This window comes from Streptomyces sp. NBC_00726, from assembly GCF_045161735.1.
Classification (GTDB): Bacteria; Actinomycetota; Actinomycetes; order Streptomycetales; family Streptomycetaceae; genus Streptomyces.
The window spans coordinates 679,755-700,739 of the sequence record NZ_CP108983.1 but is presented as its reverse complement, the minus strand read 5'-3'; the positions used below and the strand labels follow the sequence as shown (position 1 = coordinate 700,739).

General features: G+C 73.1%; 17 protein-coding genes and 1 pseudogene. 9 read left to right on the top strand and 9 right to left on the bottom strand.

The annotated features are described in order from the left end of the window. Positions 1 to 3 precede the first annotated feature (3 nt). Both OG338_RS02950 and OG338_RS02945 read right to left on the bottom strand, forming a co-directional pair. Complete coding sequence (locus OG338_RS02950; RefSeq protein WP_405935824.1) at positions 4 to 1,896, bottom strand: AAA family ATPase; 1,893 nt, start codon at positions 1,894 to 1,896, stop codon at positions 4 to 6. A 382-nt stretch (positions 1,897 to 2,278) separates the two neighbouring features. Further along, positions 2,279 to 2,863: a uridine kinase gene (locus tag OG338_RS02945; RefSeq protein ID WP_405935823.1), complete on the bottom strand. Its 585-nt coding sequence runs from the start codon at positions 2,861 to 2,863 to the stop codon at positions 2,279 to 2,281. Between the two features lie 192 nt (positions 2,864 to 3,055). Here OG338_RS02945 and OG338_RS02940 point away from each other — a divergent pair, with 192 nt between their 5' ends. After that, positions 3,056 to 4,408: a peptidase C39 family protein gene (locus OG338_RS02940; RefSeq protein WP_405935822.1), complete on the top strand. Its 1,353-nt coding sequence runs from the start codon at positions 3,056 to 3,058 to the stop codon at positions 4,406 to 4,408. A 25-nt stretch (positions 4,409 to 4,433) separates the two neighbouring features. After that, the gene (locus tag OG338_RS02935; protein WP_405935821.1) at positions 4,434 to 5,483 is read left to right on the top strand and encodes a glucose 1-dehydrogenase; all 1,050 of its coding nucleotides are present in this window, start codon (positions 4,434 to 4,436) and stop codon (positions 5,481 to 5,483) included. A gap of 30 nt (positions 5,484 to 5,513) precedes the next feature. Here the strand turns inward: OG338_RS02935 and OG338_RS02930 are convergent, their stop codons facing one another. Beyond that, on the bottom strand, positions 5,514 to 6,164 hold the full coding sequence (locus OG338_RS02930; RefSeq protein WP_405935820.1) for a TetR/AcrR family transcriptional regulator C-terminal domain-containing protein: 651 nt from the start codon (positions 6,162 to 6,164) through the stop codon (positions 5,514 to 5,516). A gap of 48 nt (positions 6,165 to 6,212) precedes the next feature. Here OG338_RS02930 and OG338_RS02925 point away from each other — a divergent pair. After that, positions 6,213 to 7,652, top strand: a pseudogene (locus OG338_RS02925) (FAD-dependent oxidoreductase); the annotation flags it as partial. A gap of 239 nt (positions 7,653 to 7,891) precedes the next feature. Here OG338_RS02925 and OG338_RS02920 read toward each other — a convergent pair. After that, entirely contained in the window at positions 7,892 to 9,166 is a 1,275-nt protein-coding gene (locus OG338_RS02920) for a glycoside hydrolase family 18 protein (protein ID WP_405935819.1), read from the bottom strand. Between the two features lie 392 nt (positions 9,167 to 9,558). Here OG338_RS02920 and OG338_RS02915 point away from each other — a divergent pair, with 392 nt between their 5' ends. After that, the gene (locus OG338_RS02915) at positions 9,559 to 10,731 is read left to right on the top strand and encodes an acyl-CoA dehydrogenase family protein (RefSeq protein WP_405935818.1); all 1,173 of its coding nucleotides are present in this window, start codon (positions 9,559 to 9,561) and stop codon (positions 10,729 to 10,731) included. Positions 10,732 to 11,128: 397 nt separating this feature from the next. Here OG338_RS02915 and OG338_RS02910 read toward each other — a convergent pair whose 3' ends face one another. After that, positions 11,129 to 11,524, bottom strand: coding sequence for a hypothetical protein (locus tag OG338_RS02910; protein WP_405935817.1), 396 nt, complete (start codon positions 11,522 to 11,524; stop codon positions 11,129 to 11,131). A gap of 202 nt (positions 11,525 to 11,726) precedes the next feature. On the opposite strand from OG338_RS02910, the gene OG338_RS02905 reads away from it, so the two are divergent. From OG338_RS02905 to fxsA, 4 genes are all read left to right on the top strand, one after another. Further along, a complete protein-coding gene (locus OG338_RS02905; RefSeq protein WP_383297379.1) occupies positions 11,727 to 12,167 on the top strand; it encodes an Lrp/AsnC family transcriptional regulator in 441 nt (146 codons plus the stop codon). A 47-nt stretch (positions 12,168 to 12,214) separates the two neighbouring features. Then, a complete protein-coding gene (locus tag OG338_RS02900) occupies positions 12,215 to 13,855 on the top strand; it encodes an amidohydrolase (RefSeq protein ID WP_405935816.1) in 1,641 nt (546 codons plus the stop codon). Between the two features lie 527 nt (positions 13,856 to 14,382). Continuing rightward, positions 14,383 to 15,150 carry a polyprenol monophosphomannose synthase gene (locus OG338_RS02895; RefSeq protein ID WP_405935815.1) on the top strand — a complete coding sequence of 256 codons (768 nt, stop codon included), beginning with the start codon at positions 14,383 to 14,385 and terminating at the stop codon, positions 15,148 to 15,150. A 55-nt stretch (positions 15,151 to 15,205) separates the two neighbouring features. After that, positions 15,206 to 15,796 carry an FxsA family membrane protein gene (fxsA, locus tag OG338_RS02890; RefSeq protein WP_405935814.1) on the top strand — a complete coding sequence of 197 codons (591 nt, stop codon included), beginning with the start codon at positions 15,206 to 15,208 and terminating at the stop codon, positions 15,794 to 15,796. 54 nt (positions 15,797 to 15,850) lie between these two features. Here fxsA and OG338_RS02885 read toward each other — a convergent pair whose 3' ends face one another. The 4 genes from OG338_RS02885 to OG338_RS02870 all read right to left on the bottom strand — a co-directional run bounded on the left by OG338_RS02885 (position 15,851) and on the right by OG338_RS02870 (position 19,350). Further along, complete coding sequence (locus OG338_RS02885; protein ID WP_003959706.1) at positions 15,851 to 16,225, bottom strand: RNA polymerase-binding protein RbpA; 375 nt, start codon at positions 16,223 to 16,225, stop codon at positions 15,851 to 15,853. 274 nt (positions 16,226 to 16,499) lie between these two features. Further along, positions 16,500 to 17,876 (bottom strand): MFS transporter, encoded by a 1,377-nt coding sequence (locus OG338_RS02880; RefSeq protein ID WP_405935813.1) that lies wholly within the window; start codon positions 17,874 to 17,876, stop codon positions 16,500 to 16,502. A gap of 50 nt (positions 17,877 to 17,926) precedes the next feature. Beyond that, a complete protein-coding gene (locus OG338_RS02875) occupies positions 17,927 to 18,691 on the bottom strand; it encodes a glycerophosphodiester phosphodiesterase family protein (RefSeq protein ID WP_405935812.1) in 765 nt (254 codons plus the stop codon). Further along, a complete protein-coding gene (locus OG338_RS02870; RefSeq protein ID WP_405935811.1) occupies positions 18,688 to 19,350 on the bottom strand; it encodes a YitT family protein in 663 nt (220 codons plus the stop codon). Before OG338_RS02870 ends, OG338_RS02875 begins: the two co-directional genes overlap by 4 nt. A 101-nt stretch (positions 19,351 to 19,451) precedes the next feature. Between OG338_RS02870 and OG338_RS02865 the strand changes: the two genes are divergently transcribed. After that, positions 19,452 to 20,951, top strand: a complete 1,500-nt coding sequence (locus OG338_RS02865) for a PLP-dependent aminotransferase family protein (RefSeq protein ID WP_405935810.1) — start codon at positions 19,452 to 19,454, stop codon at positions 20,949 to 20,951. The last annotated feature ends 34 nt before the right edge of the window (positions 20,952 to 20,985 follow it).

Here is a 20,985-nt window from a genome sequence, read left to right as displayed (position 1 = left end):
GGCTCACAGGCCCGGCGGCTCCTGCTGCCCCCGGCCGCCCACCGGCCCGCGCCCCGAAAGGACCTCGCCGTACGCCTGCATCAGGTCGGGCAGCCGCAGCGTGGCCAGGTCGTCCCGGGTGGGCAGCGTCGTACAGCCGGAGAGCCGCAGGTCGCGGTAGGCGCAGCTCTTCTCGTACAGCGTCCGCAGGAAGCGGCCGTTGCCCAGCTCGTCCAGCCAGCCCTGGTCCACCACATGGCCGCTGATCGAGCGCAGCTCGTCCAGCGACTCCTCGTCCCAGACGTCGCCGTTCTCAGCGGCCAGCACCTCACCGATCGCGGTGAGTTCGAGCGGCCGGTAGCTGGGGAAGTCCACCCGGGTGGTGAAGCGCGAGGACAGCCCGGGGTTGGTGGACAGCAGCCGGTCCATGCCCTCCGGATAGCCGGCCAGGATCACGACCAGATGGTCCCGGTTGTCCTCCGCCCGCTTGAGCAGCACCTGAAGCGCCTCGTCGCCGTACGCGTCGCCCTTGCTGTACCCGGTGTTGGACAGGCTGTACGCCTCGTCCACGAACAGCACCCCGCCCAGCGCCGAATCGATCAGCTCGTTCGCCTTCACGGCGGTCTGGCCCAGGAACTCACCGACCAGGTCCGCCCGTTGCGCCTCCACGAGGTGGTCCCCGCCGAGCAGGCCCAGCGCGTAGAAGACCCGGCCCAGGATGCGGGCCACGGTCGTCTTGCCGGTGCCGGAGGGGCCGGAGAACACGAAGTGCCGCTTGGGCGGCTGTACGGGCAGCCCCTGGCCCGCCCGGAGGCGCGCCATGTTGAGCTGCGCCGAGAGGGCCTTGACCTGGCGTTTCACCGGTTCCAGGCCGACCATCCGCTCCAGCTCGGCCAGCGCCTCGGCCAGCAGCGCCGGGTCGCTGGGCCCGGCCGGGAACGGCTGCGGCGCCGGGGCCTTCGCGCGCGCCCCGCCGGGCAGCGGGGCGCCCCCGGCACCGGGCATGTCCTGCGGTTCGCCGCCGGGCGGCAGCTCCCGCCCGTCCGCCTGGCCGTCGCCCGGCGCCGGGGCGCCCTCCGCGTAGAACGCGTCCGCCTCCGCGCCGGTCAGGGACACGGACGCGAGGCCGGGCATGTCCTCGGGGCCGTCGAGTCCGTCGTAGTCCGCGATGGCCGCGAGGCGCGCGGAGGTGTCCATGAAGGCCGGGTCGATGCGGTGCACGGCGCGGTAGAGGGGGAGGGCGGCGGCGCTGCGGCCGGTGCCCTCGTGGGCGCGGGCGAGCCAGTAGCGCAGCTCCTTGCGCTGCGGCTGCTCGCTGCGGCACCGCATCAGGGCCGTCGCCAGCATCGGCTCCGCCTGCCCGTACATCTCCAGGCGCACCCGGGCCATCCCGCCGAACAGCCCCGCCTCGATGCCGAGCAGCGGGTCGTCGATCAGCTGCTCGGTGTGGCGTACGAGCTGATCCCAGTCCTTGACCAGGTAGGAGCGGCAGGCGTGCAGGAAACGGACCTGGGCGTCGGTCTCCACGGGCGGCAGCGCGGCAAGGGCCCGGTCCAGCTCGGCGACATGGCGGCCGTCCAGCCAGTGCGAGGCGTGCGCGAGCAGCAGGTCGCGCGGGCTCTCCAGGACCGGCTGCACCCACCAGCCCAGCCAGTACCAGGAGTTGAGCGTGCGCCGGTAGCGGGTGCGCTGTTCGCCGAAGCGGTCGCGGTGGCGGTGCATGTGCAGCAGCGCCGACGCGGTGTCGACGCGCAGCGCGTGCAGCCCGAGCCAGGCGTCCGCCATGCCGGGGTCCTGGCCCACGGCCGCCCGGAACTCCTCCTCGGCCTGCGGATACGCGCCCATCGTGTAGGCGTCCACGCCCCGCAGCCAGGCGAGGTCGGCCGGGGCCTGCGCGCCCTGCGTACCGAAGTCCATCAGGTCCCCCACAAACGTGCCCCCAGGATGTCCCGCCGCTCGAAAGCGCGCCGAATCACTGTGCCGTGGACGGGAATTGACCGCACCGAGAGGCATCGTACCTGTGCGGTGCGTATCCGACGAAGGGTGCCGCAGGCCGAAGAGGCGCCGTGACCCAGGGTGAGAAAGAGGGCACCGGAACGGCGCCGGGAGCACAGGACGAAGCCCCCGGTCACGGGGGAACAACCGGGGGCTTCGCGTCTGTGGGGGCTCCGAAAAGCCGCACATTGAGAACGTAAGACCTGTACCGCCCCCGGGTCAAGCGGAGTTGAGGTACTTCCGAGCGGTTTTCCGGCGACCCGAGAGGGCGGCGCGAGCCGGTCACACCGGGTGACGGAACGGTTCAGCGCCGCTGCCGCAAGGGTCCCTCCAGCCACGTGTACCCCTCGGGCGACTGCTGCACCAGAGCATCCGCCCAGGGGCGCGACGGGTCCGCCGCGAAGTGCGCGGTCTCGGCCGCCGTCCAGCCGTCCCAGAAGGAGCGCAGCGCCGGCCCGTCGCGCCGCCGGCCGCGCGCCCAGGACGCGTCGGCGGGCAGGTCCATCCACAACAGCCGCGCGAGCAGCGGCCGCAGGGCGCGCCGGCCCGCGCCGACACCCTCGATCAGGACGACCGGCGCGGGCTCCAGGGTCCTGACCGGCCCGAAGGCCCGTGCCGTCCAGTCGTACGGCGCGTAGCGCGCGGGTTCGCCGCGCGACAGCGGCCCCGTCACCTGCTCGCGCAGCCGGCCGGTCCAGGCGAACAGCTCCTCGTGCGTGGCCAGATCGTCCAGATGCAGCACGGGAGCCCCGCCGAGCGCCGCCGCGAGCCGCCCGGCGAAGGTGCTCTTGCCCGACCCCGCGTGCCCGTCCACGGCCACCAGCCGCACCGGCCCGCAGGACGGCGGGAGGGCGGAGAGCCGCGCGGCGCGGAGCGCGAGATCGTTCATGCGCCCAGCGTACGAGCCGGGGCGCGCGGTAGCCCGTTCGGTCCAGCCGCAGGTCACGCCAGTGGTAGAGACCAATATTGGTCGATCGGCGCGGGTCGAATCGCTGGCCGAACCGGGACGCGACCCGCGATAGTTGGCCCACTGTCGTGCACCGCAGCCCCATTCCTCAGACGACGACCGGGGGTCTCGCCCATGCCCAGTCCCACCTCACGCCGCACCGTGCTCGCCGCCGCCGTCGTGGCGGCCGCCGGTGCCGGAACGCTGTCGTCCGCCGCCGCGGCCGCGGCCGCTCCGCGCCGCGCCCGGCCCGCGCCGCCCTCGGTGGACCACCACGCCTGGACCACGTACACCGACTGGCGCTGCGGCGACCGCGCCGGGACCCGCGCGGTCGCCGGCCGCCGGGCCGGTCTGGTCATCGCCCACCCGCTGGGCCGTACGGACTACACCGACCCGCACACCGGCACCACCGCCGCCTGGGAGTACGCGACCTGGACCTCGCCCGTCCACCGCTCCCGTGTCCCCGCGACCGAGGTGATCGCCTCCTGGAACGCAAAGACCCCGGCCGGCACCTGGATCCAGGTCGAGCTGTGCGGCCGCTACTCGGACGGCACCGAGACCCCGTGGTACGTGATGGGCCGCTGGGCCGCCGGTGACGCGGACATCCGCCGCACCTCGGTGGACGGCCAGAGCGACGGCAAGAGCTCCATCTGGACGGACACCTTCTCGGTGGACGACGCGGCGAGCGGCCTGCGCCTGCTCACCTACCGCCTCCGGCTGACCCTGTACCGCACCCCGGGCACCCGCCGCACCCCGACCGTGTGGCGGGTGGGCGCGATGGCCTCGGACATCCCGGACCGCTTCACGGTGCCCGCGAGCACCCCGGGCCTGGTCCGCGAGCTGCCGGTGCCGCGCTACTCGCAGAACGTCCACGTCGGCCAGTACCCGGAGTACGACAACGGCGGCGAGGCGTGGTGCAGCCCCACTTCCTCGCAGATGATCGTCGAGTACTGGGGCCGCAGGCCCTCCGCCGCCGACCTGGCCTGGGTGGAGCCCGGCATACAGGACCCCTCGGTCTGCCACGCCGCCCGCTTCACGTACGACAACCAGTACGAGGGCTGCGGCAACTGGCCGTTCAACGCCGCCTACGCGGCCACGTACCACGACATGAGCGCCGCCGTGACCCGGCTCGGCTCCCTCGACGACGTGGAGACCCTGGTCCGCGCGGGCATCCCCGTCATCACCTCCCAGTCCTTCCTCAAGGAGGAGCTGACCGGCGCGGGCTACGGCACCTCGGGCCACCTGATGACGGTCATCGGCTTCACCGCCGAGGGCGACGTCATCGCCAACGACCCCGCGTCCCCGGACGACGACGCGGTCCGCCACGTCTACAAGCGCCACGAGTGGGAGACCATCTGGCTGCGCACCAAGCGGTACGACGCGAACGGCGACGTCAAGAGCGGGACCGGCGGGGTCTGTTACGTCTACTGGCCCGCGCACCCGGCCCCGGCGCAGCGGTGGGCGCTGCGGTCGTTCGGGCTGATCTGAGCCCGGTGCTCCGGGAAGGGGACCCATGCGTGCCGTGACCGTCCGGCCCTCGGCCGGCCAGAGCCTTGAGGTCAGCGAGGTCCCCGATCCGGTGCCGGGTGCGGGGGAGCTCCTGGTCGACGGGATCTCCGTGGGCGTCTGCGGCACGGACCGGGAGATCGTGGCCGGCGGACTCGGGCGGGCGCCGCGCGGCGAGGACCGGCTGATCATCGGCCATGAGTCGCTGGGCCGGGTGCGGCAGGCGCCCGCGGGGAGCGGTTTCGCCGCCGGGGACCTGGTCGTGGGCGTCGTGCGGCGCCCCGATCCGGAACCGTGCGGCGCCTGCGCCCGGGGCGAGTTCGACATGTGCCGCAACGGGCGCTACACGGAGCGCGGGATCAGGGAACGGCACGGGTACGCCAGCCGGTTCTGGACCGTCGAGAGCGATTACGCGGTCCGGCTCGACCCGTCCCTGGAGCGCGTCGGCGTCCTGCTGGAGCCGGCCACCGTGCTCGCCAAGGCGTGGGAGCAGGTCGAACGGATCGGCGCGCGCTCCTGGTTCGCGCCGGAGCGGGTCCTGGTCACCGGCGCCGGGCCGATCGGCCTGCTCGCCGCGCTGCTGGGCCGGCAACGCGGGCTCGACGTCCATGTCCTGGACCGGGTGACCTCGGGGCCGAAGCCCGGTCTGGTGGCCGGGCTGGGCGCCACGTACCACAGCGGCTCCATCGATGACGTGGCCGCCGCCCTCCGGCCCGACGTGGTGATCGAGGCGACGGGCGCCGGGGACGTGGTCCTGGGCGCGATGCGGGGGACCGCGAGCTACGGGATCGTCTGCCTGATCGGTGTGGCGCCCGAGGCCCGGCGGCTGCCGGTGGCGGTGGGCGCGCTCAACAACGAGCTGGTGCGGGGCAACGTCGCCGTGGTGGGCTCGGTCAACGCCAATCCGCGCCACTACCGCGCGGGCGCCGAAGCCCTCCGCCGCGCCGAGCCGGCCTGGCTGGAGCGGATGATCACCCGGCGGGTGCCGCTGCGGGACGCCGCCGACGCGTTCACCGCGCGGGACGGGGACATCAAGGTCGTCATCGACCTGGACTGACGCCCCGGGTGCCGTGCGCCGTGCCCGCCGTCAGCCGACGCCGTAGGCCGCCGCGACACCCGCGATCACCAGGTCGAGCGCTTCCCCGTAATGCCGCTCGTAGTCCGCGAAGATCTCCGCACCCGCCGCGGCGGTCAGCGGGTAGGCGGCCAGCATCCGCGCCCGCTCGGCCACGTCGAAGCCCTCCCGGCGCAGGCCCGGCAGGGGCTCGACGCCCTGCTGCTCGATGACGAAGCCGAGCGTGAACATGTACGTCGTCGTCGCCGCCCGCACCGCCTGGGCCAGGGTGAACCCGGCGGCGGTGAGCAGCCGCAGGCTCTCCTCCATATGCTCGGCGTGCACCGCGCCCGTGAAGCGCGAGCCGCTGAACACCCGGGCGCCGTCCCGGTAGCCGAGCAGCGACGTGCGCAGCGCGTGGTTGGTCTTCCGCAGCCGCTCCCGCCAGGTGTCGGCCGGGTCGAGCGGGGTGCCGGCGAGCATGCGGCGGTACATCTCCGTCGCCATCTCGTCCAGCAGCGCCTGCTTGTCCTTGAAGTGCCAGTACAGGGCGGGTGCCTTGACGTCCAGCTCCTTCGCGATGGCGCGCAGGGTCAGCCCGTCCAGGCCCACCTCGTTCAGCAGGCTCAACGCCGTGTCCGCGACCCGTCGGCGGTCGAGGGGGGCGCGTCGTTCGGTACTCACGCTTGACAGCTTAACGCCGTTAAGGGCACCCTCGGAACCACCGAGCACTTAACAACGTTAAGGAGAAGAGTCATGGACGCGGATGTAGTGATCGTCGGCGCGGGCCCCACCGGTCTCGCCCTCGGAGCGGACCTGGCCCGGCGCGGGGTGCACGCGCTCGTCCTGGAACGCGCGGACGAGCTGTTCCCCGGCTCCCGGGGCAAGGGCCTCCAGCCCCGCACCATGGAGGTCTTCGACGACCTCGGGGTCATCGACGCGATCCACGCGGCGGGCGGCACCTACCCGGTCGGCATGGTCTGGCGCGACGGCGAGCGGGTCGGCGAGCACCACCTGTTCGACCCGGTCGAGCCGACCGAGGACTCGCCGTACAACACGCCGTGGATGGTGCCGCAGTGGCGCACCCAGGAGATCCTGGCCGCGCGGCTGGCGGAGCTGGGCGGCGCGGTCGCCTTCGGCCGGGAGGCCGTCGGCCTCACGCAGGACGCGGAGGGCGTCACCGCACTGCTCTCCGACGGCGGTGCGGTGCGCGGCCGCTATCTGGTCGCCGCGGACGGGGGCCGGTCGGCGGTGCGCCGCGCGCTGGGCATCGGGATGACCGGAGAGACCGTCGACCCGAACCCGATGCTGGTCGCGGACGTCCGGATCACCGGCCTGGACCGCGACAACTGGCACATCTTCCCGCCCCGCGAAGGCGACGACGACCTCCTCGCGATCTGGCCGCTGGCCGGCACGGAGGACTTCCAGGTGACCGCCCGGTTCGCGGAGGGCACCGAGGCCGACCTCACCCCGGACGGCATCCGCGCGCTCGTCGCCGCGCGCTCGCACCTCCCCGCCGAGGCCGTGACCGAGGTGCGCTGGGCCTCGGACTTCCGCCCCCGCGCCGCCCTGGCCGACCGCTTCCGGCAGGACCGGGTCTTCCTCGCCGGGGACGCCGCGCATGTGCACTCCCCGGCGGGCGGCCAGGGCCTGAACACCAGCGTCCAGGACGCCTACAACCTGGGCTGGAAGCTCGGCGCGGTCCTGACGGGCGGCGCCCCGGCCGCGCTCCTGGACAGCTACGAGGAGGAGCGGCGCCCGGTCGCCGCCCAGATGCTCGACCTGTCCACCGGCGTCCACCGCGGCGAGGTCCGCCGCGGCGACGCCACCCGCCAGCTGGGCCTCGGCTACCGCGATTCGCCGCTCACCGAGGAGACCCGCGACGCGGTCCCGGACGGCGCGCTCCACGCCGGCGACCGCGCCCCCGACGCGACCGTGGACGGCATACGGCTCTTCGACGCCTTCCGGGGACCGCACTGGACGCTCCTCGCGCTCGGCACCGAAGCACCCGGCGCCCCGGGCGGCCCCGTCGCCCGCGTGGTGAGCGGGAGCGCGCCCGGCGCGTACGGCACCGGCCTCTTCCTCGTACGCCCGGACGGCTACATCGGCTGGACCGGCACCACACCGGACGGCCTCGCCGCCTACCTGCGCCGGTTCGGCACGTCCGGCTGAGCGGGTGCCCGGCTTCGCGCCGACCGCACGGTGTGCGCTCCGGCATCGCCCCCGCCCCCGCCCCTGCCGGCCGACCGAACGAGATGCCATGACCGCGACTGCCGCCTCCCTCACCGCCGCCCGCCGCCCGCCGCCGCGCCCGCACCGGCGGCCCCGACGACGGCCCCGAGCTGCTGGAGCACGTCAGGGGCGGGGAGTCCGAAAGGCTCCCCGCCCCTGACGTCCACCGCGCTACCGGGTCAGTCGATCGCCTTGATCAGTTCGCCGTCGGTGGTGTCACCGCTCAGCTCCCAGAAGAAGGTGCCGCCCAGGCCCTGCTGGTTCTTGTACGCCATCTTGGTGCCGATGGTCGCCGGCGTGTCGTAGCTCCACCAGTCGTTGCCGCAGTGCGCGTACGCCGTGCCCGCGACGGTGCCCGTGGCGGGGCAGGTGTTCTTGAGGACCTTGTAGTCCTCGATGCCCGCCTCGTACGTGCCCGCGGCCGCGCCGGTCGCCGTTCCGCCCGGCTCGTCCTGCGTGACGCCGGTCCAGCCACGCCCGTAGAAGCCGATGCCGAGCAGCAGCTTCGAGGCCGGGACACCCTGCGCCTTCAGTTTCTCGATGGCCGCCTCGCTGTTGAAGCCGTCCTGCGGGATGCCCTCGTAGGAGGTCAGCGGGGAGTGCGGGGCGGTCGGCCCCTTCGCGTCCCAGGCGCCGAAGAAGTCGTACGTCATCGGGTTGTACCAGTCGACGTACTGCGCCGCGCCGCCGTAGTCGACGGCGTCCAGCTTGCCGCCGTCGGAGCCGTCCGCGCTGATCGCCGAAGTGACCAGGCTGTCGCCGCCGAACTTCGTACGCAGCGCCGACAGCAGGTTGCCATAGGCTTCCCGGCCGCTGGTGTCACAGCTCAGACCGCAGGCGTTCGGGTACTCCCAGTCGATGTCGATGCCGTCGAAGACATCGGCCCACCGGGGGTCCTCGACCAGGTTGTAGCAGGACTCGGCGAACGCGGCCGGGTTCTGCGCGGCCTCACCGAAGCCGCCGGACCAGGTCCAGCCGCCGAACGACCAGAGCACCTTCAGATCCGGGTGCAGCTTCTTCAGCTTGCGCAGCTGGTTGAAGTTGCCCCGCAGCTCCTGGTCCCAGGTGTCCGCGACGCCGTCGACGGACTGGTCGGCGGTGTACGCCTTCTCGTAGTCCGCGTACGAGTCGCCGATGGTGCACTTGCCGCCCTGGACGTTGCCGAAGGCGTAGTTGATGTGCGTGAGCTTGTCGGCCGAGCCCGAGGTCTCGATGTTCTTGACGTGGTAATTACGGTCGTAGACACCCCATTCGGTGAAGTATCCGACCACCTTGTCACCGGCCGCTGTGGGGGCGGCGGGTGCTGTTTCCGGTGCGGCGGCCCGGGGCGCGGCGGGGGCCGCGCCGGCGGAGCCGGTGCCGGCGACGCCGAGCAGGGCTGCGCCCAGAGCGGCGGTACACGCGGCAGCGGCGAGGGCCCGCAGACGGGCTCCCGGGCGATGCGGTCCGGTCATGGTTGCTCCTCGTGGGGGAGGGGGCGTGCCAGTGGACTACCGGCTTCCGGCGCTCAAATTTGGCATGAACGCGGAAAGCCGGTTCGCCGGGAACGGTAGATGGACTAGACCAGTTGGTCAATGGTTCGGACCAATATCGATGATCTCCGGGTGTCCGGAGCCGGGTTCCGGACACCCGGTCATCCGTATGTTCGGTCAACCGGTGACGGATGCCATCCGATCGGGCATACTCGACCCGCCACAGCCGCCTGCCTGCGCCTCTCGTAATCCGGGAGGGCAACATCGGCTGGGCAGCAGTGATTTCGGGCATCGCCCGGAGATCCCCCCGGCGGCGCCGCACACACCCCGCGCGCGCGACCGCCGCAACGCCCGACAGGGAGGAGAGCGCCGTCATGTCCGACCGTGCCCCGCAGTGGGTCGAACGCCGTCTGCCCACCGAGGAAGCCAGCCAGCTGATCGACCTCGTACGGGACATCGCCCAGCGGGAGATCGTCCCGGGGGCGGCCGAGGAGGAGGAAGCGGGCCGCTTCCCCCGCGAGGTCTTCACCCTGCTCTCCGAGTCCGGCCTGCTCGGCCTGCCCTACGACTCCGAACACGGCGGCGGCGACCAGCCGTACGAGGTCTACCTCCAGGTCCTCGAAGAGCTCAGCGCCGCCCGGCTCACCGTCGGCCTCGGCGTCAGCGTCCACTCCCTCGCCTGCCACGGACTCGCCGGCTACGGCACCAAGGAGCAGCGCGCCGAACACCTTCCGTCGATGCTCTCCGGCGGCCTGCTCGGCGCCTACTGCCTCTCCGAACCGGCCTCCGGCTCCGACGCCGCCTCGCTGCGCACCAAGGCCGTGCGGGACGGCGACGACTGGGTGATCACCGGTACCAAGGCATGGATCACGCACGGCGGCATCGCCGACTTCTGCACCGTGCTGGCCCGCACCGGCGCCGAGGGCGCCCGGGGCATCACCGCCTTCCTCGTCCCCGGTGACGCCGCCGGGCTGAGCGCGGCCGTCCCCGAGAAGAAGATGGGCATGAAGGGCTCGCCCACCGCTCAGCTCCACTTCGACGGTGTCCGCATCCCCGACGCCCGCCGGATCGGCGAGGAGGGCCAGGGCTTCGCGATCGCCCTGTCCGCCCTCGACTCCGGCCGCCTCGGCATCGCCGCCTGCGCCATCGGCGTCGCCCAGGCCGCACTGAACGAGGCCCTCGGCTACGCCACCGGCCGCAAGCAGTTCGGCCGCCCCATCGCGGACTTCCAGGGCCTGCGCTTCATGCTCGCCGACATGGCGACCCGCATCGAGGCCGGCCGCGCGCTCTATCTGGAGGCCGCCCGGCTGAGGGACGCCGGCCGCCCCTTCTCGCGCCAGGCAGCCATGGCCAAGCTCTTCTGCACGGACGCCGCGATGCAGGTGACCACCGACGCCGTCCAGGTGCTCGGCGGCTACGGCTACACGCAGGACTTCCCCGTCGAACGCCTCATGCGCGAGGCCAAGGTGCTCCAGATCGTGGAGGGCACCAACCAGATTCAGCGGATGGTCATCGCCCGCCACCTCGCGGGCCCTGAGTCCCGCTGACCCGCAGCGGCCGTTCGGACCACACGGGCGTCGTCATGATCCGGTTCCAGTCCTGGTCATGACGGCCCGGCAGGGTCCGGCCGGTGCTCTCCCAGTGCCGCAACAGCGCCCGGTAGATCGGCGGATCGCTCGACTGGGGCACCGCGCGCGGCGCCGACCGGGGCGGTTCGGACCGGGAGGCCGGTACGGAACCGGACTGCGGAACCGATTCTTCGGGAGGGGGAGCGGCGAGACGGCGGCGCCCGGGGCCGGCCGTGGAATGCAGCGGGGTCATACCGGGGCAACGCCATGGGACGCGGCGGGGTCACTGGCTGTTCGATTCGGGCGAATGTTCACCCGGTTCTCCCCGGCCGCCGGGTTGCTCCCGCACCCCGGCCGCGCGTTCGGAAGGGGCGGCTCAGGCGGCCGCGCGCCGGAGCGGGTGGTCCACCCGGATCGGACGGGAAGCGGCACCGCCGGCGTGCGAGAAGGGCTGCGTCCGCCAGTCGAGCCCCTGCGGGAGCGTCAGCAGCAGCGCCGTCTCCTGCTCCTGCGCCCCGTCCGCCTCGGTGGGCCGGTCACCGGCTACACGCCCCGTACCGGGGCACACGGTGAGCACGAACGGGTTCCACGGGGACGGGCACAGCGCGTGCTCCGGCAGCACGTCCTCGTCCGCCAGGAGCGCGATGGGCTGCGCGCAGTCCGGGCAGACGACCCGGTACATCTCGAAGGTGTCGTACGCGTCGGGAGCGGAGTCCTCGAACGGATCAACGGGCTCCGGTTCGGTACGTCCGGTGAGCTTCAGGTGTGCCATGGGAAATCCCCCCTCGGATGGGCCGGCAGGACACTGTGGCCCCGGCCACAGCAAGCACTTCCCGCCACCGATCGGCCGTAACCGTTCCGTGTCCCACTACTGCCGCGTAAACCTGTGGCGTTGGTCACATGCCCGGCGCAGGTGCCGTCCCAAGGGCTGGGCAGCTGTGCCGGGAACGACTCATGGCCATAGATTGATCCATATGGAGGAGCTGGACCGTCACATCGTGGAGTTGCTCGTCAAGGACGGGCGGATGAGCTACACCGACCTGGGCAAGGCCACCGGCCTGTCCACCTCGGCGGTTCATCAGCGCGTCCGCAGGCTGGAGCAGCGCGGGGTGATCCGGGGCTACGCCGCGGTCGTCGACCCCGAGGCGGTCGGCCTGCCCCTGACCGCGTTCATCTCGGTCAAGCCCTTCGACCCGAGCGCCCCGGACGACATCGCCGAACGGCTCGCCGGCATCCCGGAGCTGGAGGCGTGCCACAGCGTCGCCGGCGACGAGAACTACATCCTCAAGGTCCGCGTGGCGACCCCGCTGGAGCTGGAGAACCTGCTCACCCGCATCCGCTCGCTGGCGGGCGTCTCCACCCGCACCACGGTCGTCCTGTCCACCCCGTACGAGGCGCGCCCGCCGCAGATCTGAGGGGGTCGCGCACGGGTGCGGTGCCGGTAAGCGGGAGACTGGTGCTCATGACCGAGAGCACCGCCCCCCAGAGCGACCACCGCACCGTGCTGCTGCGCGGTGGAGACGTCCACAGCCCCGCCGACCCCTTCGCCACCGCCATGGTGGTCGAACGGGGCCATGTCGCCTGGGTGGGCTCCGAAGGCGCCGCCGACGCCTTCGCGAGCGGCGTCGACGAGGTGATCGACCTCGACGGGGCCCTGGTCACCCCCGCGTTCACCGACGCCCACGTCCACACCACGTCGACCGGCCTGGCCCTCACCGGACTCGACCTCTCCGGCACCCGCACCCTCGGCGACGCCCTCGCCCGGGTCCGCGCCCACATCACCGCCCACCCCGCGGACCGGGCCGTCCTCGGCCACGGCTGGGACGCCACCCGCTGGCCGGAGCGGCGCCCGCCCTCCCGCGCCGAGCTGGACGAGGCGGCGGCCGGCCGGCCGGTCTACCTGCCCCGGGTCGACGTGCACTCCGCGGCCGTCAGCACCGCCCTGCTCGACCTGGTCCCCGGCGTCACCACGATGCCCGGATACCACCCCGAGGGCCCGCTGACCGCCGCCGCCCACCATGCCGTGCGCGCGGCCGCCCACGACGCCGTCGCGCCCGCCCAGCGCGCCGAAGCCCAGCGCGCCGCACTGCGCCACGCCGCCTCCCTGGGCATCGGCTCGCTCCACGAGTGCGGCGGCCCCGGCATCTCCGACGAGGACGACTTCACCGGGCTGCTGAAGGTGGCCGCCGAGCGGCCCGGCCCCCGGGTCTTCGGCTACTGGGCCCAGGAGGTGGCCGACGAGAAGGACGCCCGGCGCATCCGCGAGCTCGGCGCCGTCGGCGCGGCCGGCGACCTCTTCGTGGACGGCTCCCTCGGCTCGCACACCGCCTGCCTGCACGAGCCGTACGCCGACGCCCCGCACACCGGCACCGCCCACCTGGACGCCGGCCGGATCGCCGCCCATGTCGCCGCCTGCACCGAGGCCGGGCTCCAGGCCGGCTTCCACGCCATCGGGGACGCGGCGCTCTCGTCGGTCGTCCAGGGCGTCAGGGCCGCTGCCGAGAAGGTCGGCCTCGCCCGGGTGCGGGCCGCCCGGCACCGCGTCGAACACGCCGAGATGCTCACCCCCGAGACCGTCGCCGCCTTCGCGGAGCTGGGCCTCACCGCCTCCGTCCAGCCCGCCTTCGACGCCGCGTGGGGTGGCGAGGAGGGCATGTACGCCCAGCGCCTCGGCGCCGGACGGGCCGCCGCCCTCAACCCGTACGCGGCGCTGCTGCGGGCCGGTGTGCCGCTCGCCTTCGGCTCGGACAGCCCGGTGACCCCGCTGGACCCGTGGGGGACCGTACGGGCCGCCGCCTTCCACCGGACGCTGGAACACCGCGTCTCGGTCCGGGCCGCCTTCACCGCGCACACCCGGGGCGGCTGGCGGGCCCTGGGGCGGGACGACGCGGGGACCCTGGTGCCCGGCGCCCCGGCCGACTACGCGGTCTGGCGCACCGACGAGCTGGTGGTCCAGGCACCGGACGACCGGGTGGCGCGCTGGTCGACCGATCCCCGGTCCGGGACGCCGGGGCTGCCCGACCTCGGCCCCGGCGCCGACCTGCCGGTCTGCCTGCGCACCGTGGTCCTCGGACAAACTGTCTACGTAAGGCCGAACGAGTGACGTGCGGACATTCCGGTCCGCCGATCGAAGGCGGCTTCGCTCTTCCGCGACCTGGGGATCTTCGGGACTGACCAGGCAATTTCGGTAATCGATGCAGGTCAGGCAAGTATTGACAGAATGCGGCCATCGGCCGGTAGGTTCGGCCGAGTCCACCACAGGACGTCCGACCGGTGAAACCTCCACGCAGTCGTCGAACGCCGCTGGGTCACGGGGTGGTGTGCCGCACCGGCGCACCGCCACTGACAGCCAGGTTCAGCGCCCGCGCCTCGGGGGCGAGGGAAGGTTTCAGCCGGACGGAGGGTGCGACCCGGGTGGGGCCCGGACGTTCAGTAGACAACGGCTCTAGGTCGACCCGCAGCCAGCGGGTCCCAGGTCGGCCCGAAGGACACCGGGCCCCGATCCGCACTTCTGTCCCCGATTCCGCTCTTCTGTCCGCCGCGGCTCCCGCGCCACCCCGACCGGGTCGGCGTCCGGCCCCGCCGCGCTCGATATGGTGTGTACCTGTGTACGGACGTGAGGGGCAGTAAGTGAACGACGGCGGTCAGCGGCAATTCGGCCCGCTCGGCAGTGTCTTGGTGATCATCCCGACCTACAACGAGGCCGAGAACATCAAGCCGATCGTGAGCCGGGTGCGCGCCGCCGTGCCGGAGGCCCACATCCTCGTCGCCGACGACAACAGCCCCGACGGGACCGGCAAGCTGGCCGACGAGCTGGCCGCGGACGACGACCACGTCCACGTCCTGCACCGCAAGGGCAAGGAGGGGCTCGGCGCGGCCTACCTCGCCGGCTTCCGCTGGGGCATGGACCACGACTACGGCGTCCTGGTCGAGATGGACGCCGACGGCTCCCACCAGCCCGAGGAGCTGCCCCGGCTGCTCACCGCGCTCAAGGGCGCGGACCTGGTCCTCGGCTCCCGCTGGGTGCCCGGCGGCCGGGTGGTGAACTGGCCCAAGTCCCGCGAGTTCATCTCACGCGGCGGCAGCACGTACTCCCGGCTGATGCTGGGCCTGCGGACCCGGGACGTCACCGGCGGCTACCGGGCCTTCCGCACCGAGACCCTGAAGGGCATCGGCCTGGACGCGGTCGCCTCGCAGGGCTACTGCTTCCAGGTCGACCTGGCCCGCCGCGCGATCGAGGCCGGCTTCCATGTGGTGGAGGTGCCGATCACCTTCGTGGACCGCGAGGCCGGCGACTCCAAGATGAGCAAGGACATCCTGGTCGAGGCGCTGTGGCGGGTGACCGCCTGGGGCGTCACCAGCCGGACGAACAAGGTCCTCGGCCGCCGTACCCCCTGAGTCCGCCCGTCACCCCCTTACGGCGTACGGACGCGTGGCCAGGCACACTGGGGGCATGACGACCGGCACACCGCCCCCGACCGCCCGCAGGCGCTCGCGCGCCCGGACCTTCGTACCTCTCGCCGTCGCCGCCTGGGCGGTGCTGGAGATCTGGCTGCTGATCCTGGTGGCCGACATCGCGGGCGGGCTGACCGTCGTGATCCTGCTGGCCGCCGGGATCGTGCTCGGCGCCGCGGTGATCAAGGGCGCGGGCCGCCGGGCCTTCCGCAATCTCACCGAGACGCTTCAGCGGATGCCCGGGCAGCCGGGCGCGGACGGCTCCTCGCCCGCCGACCCCGAGAGCGGCCGGGGCAACGGCTTCCTGATGCTCGGCGGGCTGCTGATCATGATCCCCGGCCCGCTCTCGGACGTGGCCGGGCTGCTGCTCCTGATCCCGCCGGTGCGCACGGCCCTCAGCCGTTACGCGGAGCGCTCGCTGGACCGCCGTATGCGGACGGCCGCCCCCGGCGGCTTCTCGGACGCCTTCCAGCAGGCCCGCATCCACCGCCCGGACGGCAAGGTGGTCCAGGGCGAGGTCATCCGCGACGAACCGCCCCGCGACCACCCGGGCCCGGACGACGAGCCCCGTCCGCCGCTCACACCGTGACAAAACCGCGGGGCCCCGACACAGAACGTGTCGGGGCCCCGCGGTTTTGCTCGGTCAAGCAGACTTCCTGCTGTCCCGAGGATGCACAGCAATATTCATCGCCCCGGAGCGCAGGACGGCCAGCCGCTCGGCCAGCACCTCCTCCAGCTCCTCGCGCGTGCGCCGCTCCATGAGCATGTCCCAGTGCGTACGCGCGGGCTTGCCCTTCTTCTCCTCGGGGCCATCCCCGTCCACCAGGAGTGCCTGGGCGCCACACGCCTTGCACTCCCACTCCGGCGGAATTTCCGCCTCTACCGAGAACGGCATCTCGAATCGATGTCCGTTCTGGCATGCGTACTCCACCGCCTGGCGCGGGGCCAGATCGATGCCGCGGTCCGTCTCGTAGCTGGTAACCACGAGTCGCGTGCCGCGGAGAGCTCGCTCACTCATGAATCGTGCCTCCCGGGCTGGTCGCCCACAGGACAGGTGTCGCTGTCGTCGTCAATCGGTCAACGTCCGGTCGGTGGCAAAGATTCCCGTTGCCGGTCATGCGTCGCCCGTCGAACCGCTGATTTTCAGGTTTCCCAGGGTTCAAGTACCCGCCCATACCCGGTTTGTCACCTTTGACGGAAGTTGTCACCCAACGGTTCGCGAAGTTCCACTCGCCGTAACGGTCACCCGGGGCAGGCCAAAGGCGTACACTACCGGCCTTTTACTTCAACGTCTAAATCCGCTCCGGTACGGGGTTTCCCGCCGCCGCCACCGCCTCCCTCAGCGGGACCCGCGCGAGCAGCACCGAACCCACCACGAAGAAGACCACCAGCGAGATGATCGCGTCCCGGTAGCTGCCGGTCAGCTGGTAGGCCAGACCGAAGACCAGGGGCCCCAGCCAGCTCAGACCGCGGTCGCTCATCTCGTACGCCGAGAAGTACTCGGCCTCCTTGCCGCGCGGCACCAGATGCGAGAACAGCGAGCGCGACAGCGCCTGGCTGCCGCCCAGCACCAGGCCGATCGCCGCCGCCAGCACATAGAAGAAGACGGGCGACCCGGCCGGCAGGAAGTACCCGGCGACCAGGATCAGCGTCCACACCACCAGCGAACCCAGGATCGTGCGCTTCGCGCCGTACACCCGGGCCATCCGGCCCATCGCCAGCGCCCCCGCCACCGCGAGCACCTGCACCAGCAGCACCGCCGTGATCAGCGTCGACTGGCCCAGCTCCAGCTCCTCGGAGCCGTACACCGAAGCCTGCGAGATCACGGTCTGCACGCCGTCGTTGTAGACCAGGTAGGCGAGCAGGAAGGACAGCGTCAGCGGGTGGCGCCGCATGTCCGCCAGCGTGGCCCTCAGCTGCCGCCACCCCGAGCCCGCCGCCGCGCCCCGGCCGCCCGGCGCCACCCGGCGGTCGCGCAGCCGGCGCAGCGGGATGACGGTGAAGACACCCCACCAGAGCCCCGCCGACGCCAGGCAGATCCGCACCGCCTCGGACTCGGAGAGGCCGAAGGAGTCGTGACCCGAATACAGGATCAGATTCAGTACGAGGACGAGCGCCCCGGAGGTGTAGCCGAAGGCCCACCCCCGCGAGGAGACGTCGTCGCGCTCCCCGGGCTCCGCGATCTGCGGCAGGTAGGAGTTGTAGACCATCATCGCCACCGCCGTCGCGGCGTTCGCCACGATGAGCAGGAAGGCGCCGAGCAGATAGCGGTCCCCGGCCAGGAAGAACATGGCGGTCGTCGCCGCGGCCCCGGTGTACGCCGTCGCCGCGAGCAGCGGCTTCTTGCGGCCCGTACGGTCGGCGGCCGCGCCCACCACGGGCATCAGGACGATCGCCAGGACGAGCGAGGCCGACACCGCGTACGCGAACAGCGACCCGGCGCGCACCGGGATGCCGAGCGGGTGCACGAAGCCGTCCGGGTCCGCGGCGGCCTTGGCGACCGAGGTCAGATACGGGCCGAGGAAGACCGTGACGACGCTCGTGGAGTAGACGGAGCACGCGAAGTCGTAGAAGTACCAGCCGCGCTGTTCCCTGCGCCGCGCGGCCGGGCCGTCCGGGCCTGCCGCGCCGTCGGCCGGCCCGGCGGTGTCTGCGGTCTCGGCCGTCATGGCGCCCCCCTGGAATCTCCCCGTGAAGACACCGGCCGGGCGGCGGCGGGTCAGGCCCAGGCCCCCCGCTCGCTCAGCACCGTGCGCAGCGTCTCGATGTGATCGGTCATGATGCCATCCACCCCCAGGTCCAGGAGAGCGGCCATCCGCTCCGGTTCGTTCACCGTCCACACATGCACCTGGAGCCCGCGCGCATGGGCCTCGCGCACGAAGCGGCGGTCGACCACCCGGACGCCGTTCTGGCGCTCCGGCACCTGCGCGCACACCGCTCCGGCGCGCAGCGCGGCCGGGATGCCGTACGAGCGCAGCCGCAGGCCGAGCACCCCGCGCACGCCGTACGAGGTGGCCAGGCGCGGTCCGCCCAGCCGGTGCGCCCTGGCCACCCGGGCCTCGGAGAACGAGCCGACACACACCCGGTCCCAGGCGTCCGCCGCCCGGATCAGCTCCAGGAGCGGCAGCAGGGCGGCCTCCGCCTTCACGTCCACGTTCCACCGGGCCTCGGGGAAGGTCTCCAGCAGCTCCTCGAACAGCGGCAGCGGCTCGCGCCCGGCGACCCGGGCCCGGCCTATCTCGCTCCACGGCAGCTCCGCCAGGCGGCCCCGGGCGTCCGTCACCCGGTCCAGCGTGGCGTCGTGGAAGGCGACGAGCCGGCCGTCCGCCGACGCGTGCACATCGGTCTCGAAGTAGCGGTACCCGGCGTCGGCGGCCCGGCGGAAGGCGGCGGCCGTGTTCTCGATACCGTCCGCCGCCCCGCCCCGGTGGGCGAAGGCGAGCGGAGCGGGGTGGTCCAGATAGGGGTGGCGTTCGGAGGTCACCGCCGCAGTATGGACCGCCGGGCCGCGGGCGTCCCGGCCGAGGGGGCGCTTCCCCCGGGGATCGCGAAGACCCGCAGGAAGAGCTGGGCGAGCGGGCCGATGGCCAGGGCGTACAGCACCGTGCCGGCGCCGAGGGAGCCGCCGAGCAGGAATCCGGTGACCACGACGGCGATCTCGATCGCGGTGCGCACCAGCCGGATCGACCGGCCGGTCCGCTGATGCAGCCCGGTCATCAGGCCGTCCCGGGGGCCGGGGCCGAAGCGGGCGCTGATGTACAGCCCCGTCGCCGCGCCGTTCAGCACGATCCCCGCCGCCATCACCCCGGCCCGCGCCACCGGGCCGTGCACCTCGGGGACCAGGGCGAGCGTGCCGTCCATCGCGAGGCCCACGGCGAACACATTGGACACCGTGCCCAGGCCCGGCCGCTGCCGCAGCGGAATCCACAGCAGCAGCACGATCGCCCCGATGATGATCGAGACCACCCCGATGCTGATCCCGGTGCGCTCGGCGAGGCCCTGGTGCAGCACGCCCCACGGCTCCAGGCCGAGACCGGCGACGACCAGAAGGGCCGAGCTCGCCCCGTACAGCGCGAGCCCCGCGTACAGCTGCACCAGCCGACGGGTGAGGTGCGCCCCCTGCGGGACGAGGGTGTTGGACAAGAGGTGCCCCCTGGTTGGTGGTGTTGGACCGCTCCGTGTCACTCTGTGGCAGGGGATTGGCCGCCAACCATGGCCAATCCGAGGAAGGTGGACTGATTCTCATGGCTCAGTGGACTTCGGCGGTCGGCGCGGCCCAGCTGGCCCGGCAGCTCCAGGCCCAGCAGCAGCGGCCGGCCGCACCCGGCAGCCGCCGCCCGCCCACCTACCGTGCCCTCGCCGACGGCATCCGGCTGCTCGTCCTGGAGGGCCGGGTCGCGGTCGCCGCCCGGCTCCCCGCCGAACGCGAACTCGCCCTCGCCCTCGCCGTCAGCCGCACCACGGTCGCCGCCGCCTACGAGGCGCTGCGGGCCGAGGGCTTCCTGGAGTCCCGGCGCGGCGCGGGCAGCTGGACGGCGGTCCCGGCGGGCAATCCGCTGCCCGCCCGCGGCCTGGAACCCCTGCCGCCCGAGGCCCTGGGCGCCATGATCGACCTGGGCTGCGCCTCGCTGCCGGCCCCCGAGCCCTGGCTGACCCGGGCCGTCCAGGGCGCCCTGGAGGAGCTGCCCCCGTACGCCCACACCCACGGCGACTACCCCGCCGGGCTGCCCGCCCTGCGTCAGATGATCGCCGACCGCTACACCGCCGACGGCATCCCGACCATGCCCGAGCAGATCATGGTCACCACCGGCGCGATGGGCGCCATCGACGCCATCTGCCACCTCTTCGCCGGCCGCGGCGAACGCATCGCGGTGGAGTCCCCGAGCTACGCCAACATCCTCCAGCTGATGCGCGAGGCGGGCGCCCGGCTGGTGCCGGTGGCCATGGAGGAGGGGCTCGGCGGCTGGGACCTGAACCGGTGGCGCCAGGTCCTGCGGGACGCCGCGCCCCGGCTCGGCTACGTCGTCGCGGACTTCCACAACCCGACCGGGGCGCTGGCCGACGAGGAGCGCCGCCGCGCGCTGGTGGACGCCGCCCGCTCGGCCGGCACGGTGCTCGTCGTGGACGAGACGATGCGGGAGCTGCGTCTGGGCGAGGACGTGGAGATGCCGCGCCCGGTCTGCGCGTTCGACCCGGCGGGCAGCACGGTCCTGACCGTGGGCTCGGCCAGCAAGGCGTTCTGGGCGGGCATGCGGATCGGCTGGGTACGGGCCGCGCCCGATGTGATCCGCAGCCTGGTCGCCGCCCGCGCCTACGCCGACATGGGCACCCCCGTCCTCGAACAGCTCGCGCTGAACTGGCTGATGCGCACCGGCGGCTGGCAGGAGGCCGTGCGGCTGCGCCGGGAACAGGCCCGGGAGAACCGCGACGCGCTCGTCACCGCCGTGCGCCGGGAACTGCCGGACTGGGAGTTCTCCGTGCCCGACGGCGGGCTCACGCTCTGGGTGCGCACCGGCGGCCTCTCCGGCTCCCGGCTCGCGGTGGCCGGCGAGGGGGTCGGGGTGCGGGTGCCGTCCGGGCCCCGGTTCGGGGTCGACGGCGCCTTCGAGGGCTACGTACGGCTGCCGTTCACGGTCGGCGGCCCGGTCGCGGACGAGGCGGCCCAGCGCCTCGCCCAGGCGGCCCGGCTGGTCGGCGCGGGCGGCGGGGCGGGTGTGGAGGCACCGCGTACGTTCGTGGCGTGAACGACGGAGGAGGGCCCGGTAAGCCGCCGGGCCC

Excerpts from the sequence above, each read along its gene's own strand:
- OG338_RS02940 (WP_405935822.1), top strand. The coding sequence starts at position 3,056 with ATGCCCAGTCCCACCTCACGCCGCACCGTGCTCGCCGCCGCCGTCGTG.
- fxsA (WP_405935814.1), top strand. The coding sequence starts at position 15,206 with ATGACGACCGGCACACCGCCCCCGACCGCCCGCAGGCGCTCGCGCGCC.
- OG338_RS02935 (WP_405935821.1), top strand. The coding sequence starts at position 4,434 with ATGCGTGCCGTGACCGTCCGGCCCTCGGCCGGCCAGAGCCTTGAGGTC.
- OG338_RS02915 (WP_405935818.1), top strand. The coding sequence starts at position 9,559 with ATGTCCGACCGTGCCCCGCAGTGGGTCGAACGCCGTCTGCCCACCGAG.
- OG338_RS02885 (WP_003959706.1), bottom strand. The coding sequence starts at position 16,225 with ATGAGTGAGCGAGCTCTCCGCGGCACGCGACTCGTGGTTACCAGCTAC.
- OG338_RS02880 (WP_405935813.1), bottom strand. The coding sequence starts at position 17,876 with ATGACGGCCGAGACCGCAGACACCGCCGGGCCGGCCGACGGCGCGGCA.
- OG338_RS02950 (WP_405935824.1), bottom strand. The coding sequence starts at position 1,896 with ATGGACTTCGGTACGCAGGGCGCGCAGGCCCCGGCCGACCTCGCCTGG.
- OG338_RS02910 (WP_405935817.1), bottom strand. The coding sequence starts at position 11,524 with ATGGCACACCTGAAGCTCACCGGACGTACCGAACCGGAGCCCGTTGAT.
- OG338_RS02905 (WP_383297379.1), top strand. The coding sequence starts at position 11,727 with ATGGAGGAGCTGGACCGTCACATCGTGGAGTTGCTCGTCAAGGACGGG.
- OG338_RS02920 (WP_405935819.1), bottom strand. The coding sequence starts at position 9,166 with ATGACCGGACCGCATCGCCCGGGAGCCCGTCTGCGGGCCCTCGCCGCT.
- OG338_RS02945 (WP_405935823.1), bottom strand. The coding sequence starts at position 2,863 with ATGAACGATCTCGCGCTCCGCGCCGCGCGGCTCTCCGCCCTCCCGCCG.
- OG338_RS02900 (WP_405935816.1), top strand. The coding sequence starts at position 12,215 with ATGACCGAGAGCACCGCCCCCCAGAGCGACCACCGCACCGTGCTGCTG.
- OG338_RS02865 (WP_405935810.1), top strand. The coding sequence starts at position 19,452 with ATGGCTCAGTGGACTTCGGCGGTCGGCGCGGCCCAGCTGGCCCGGCAG.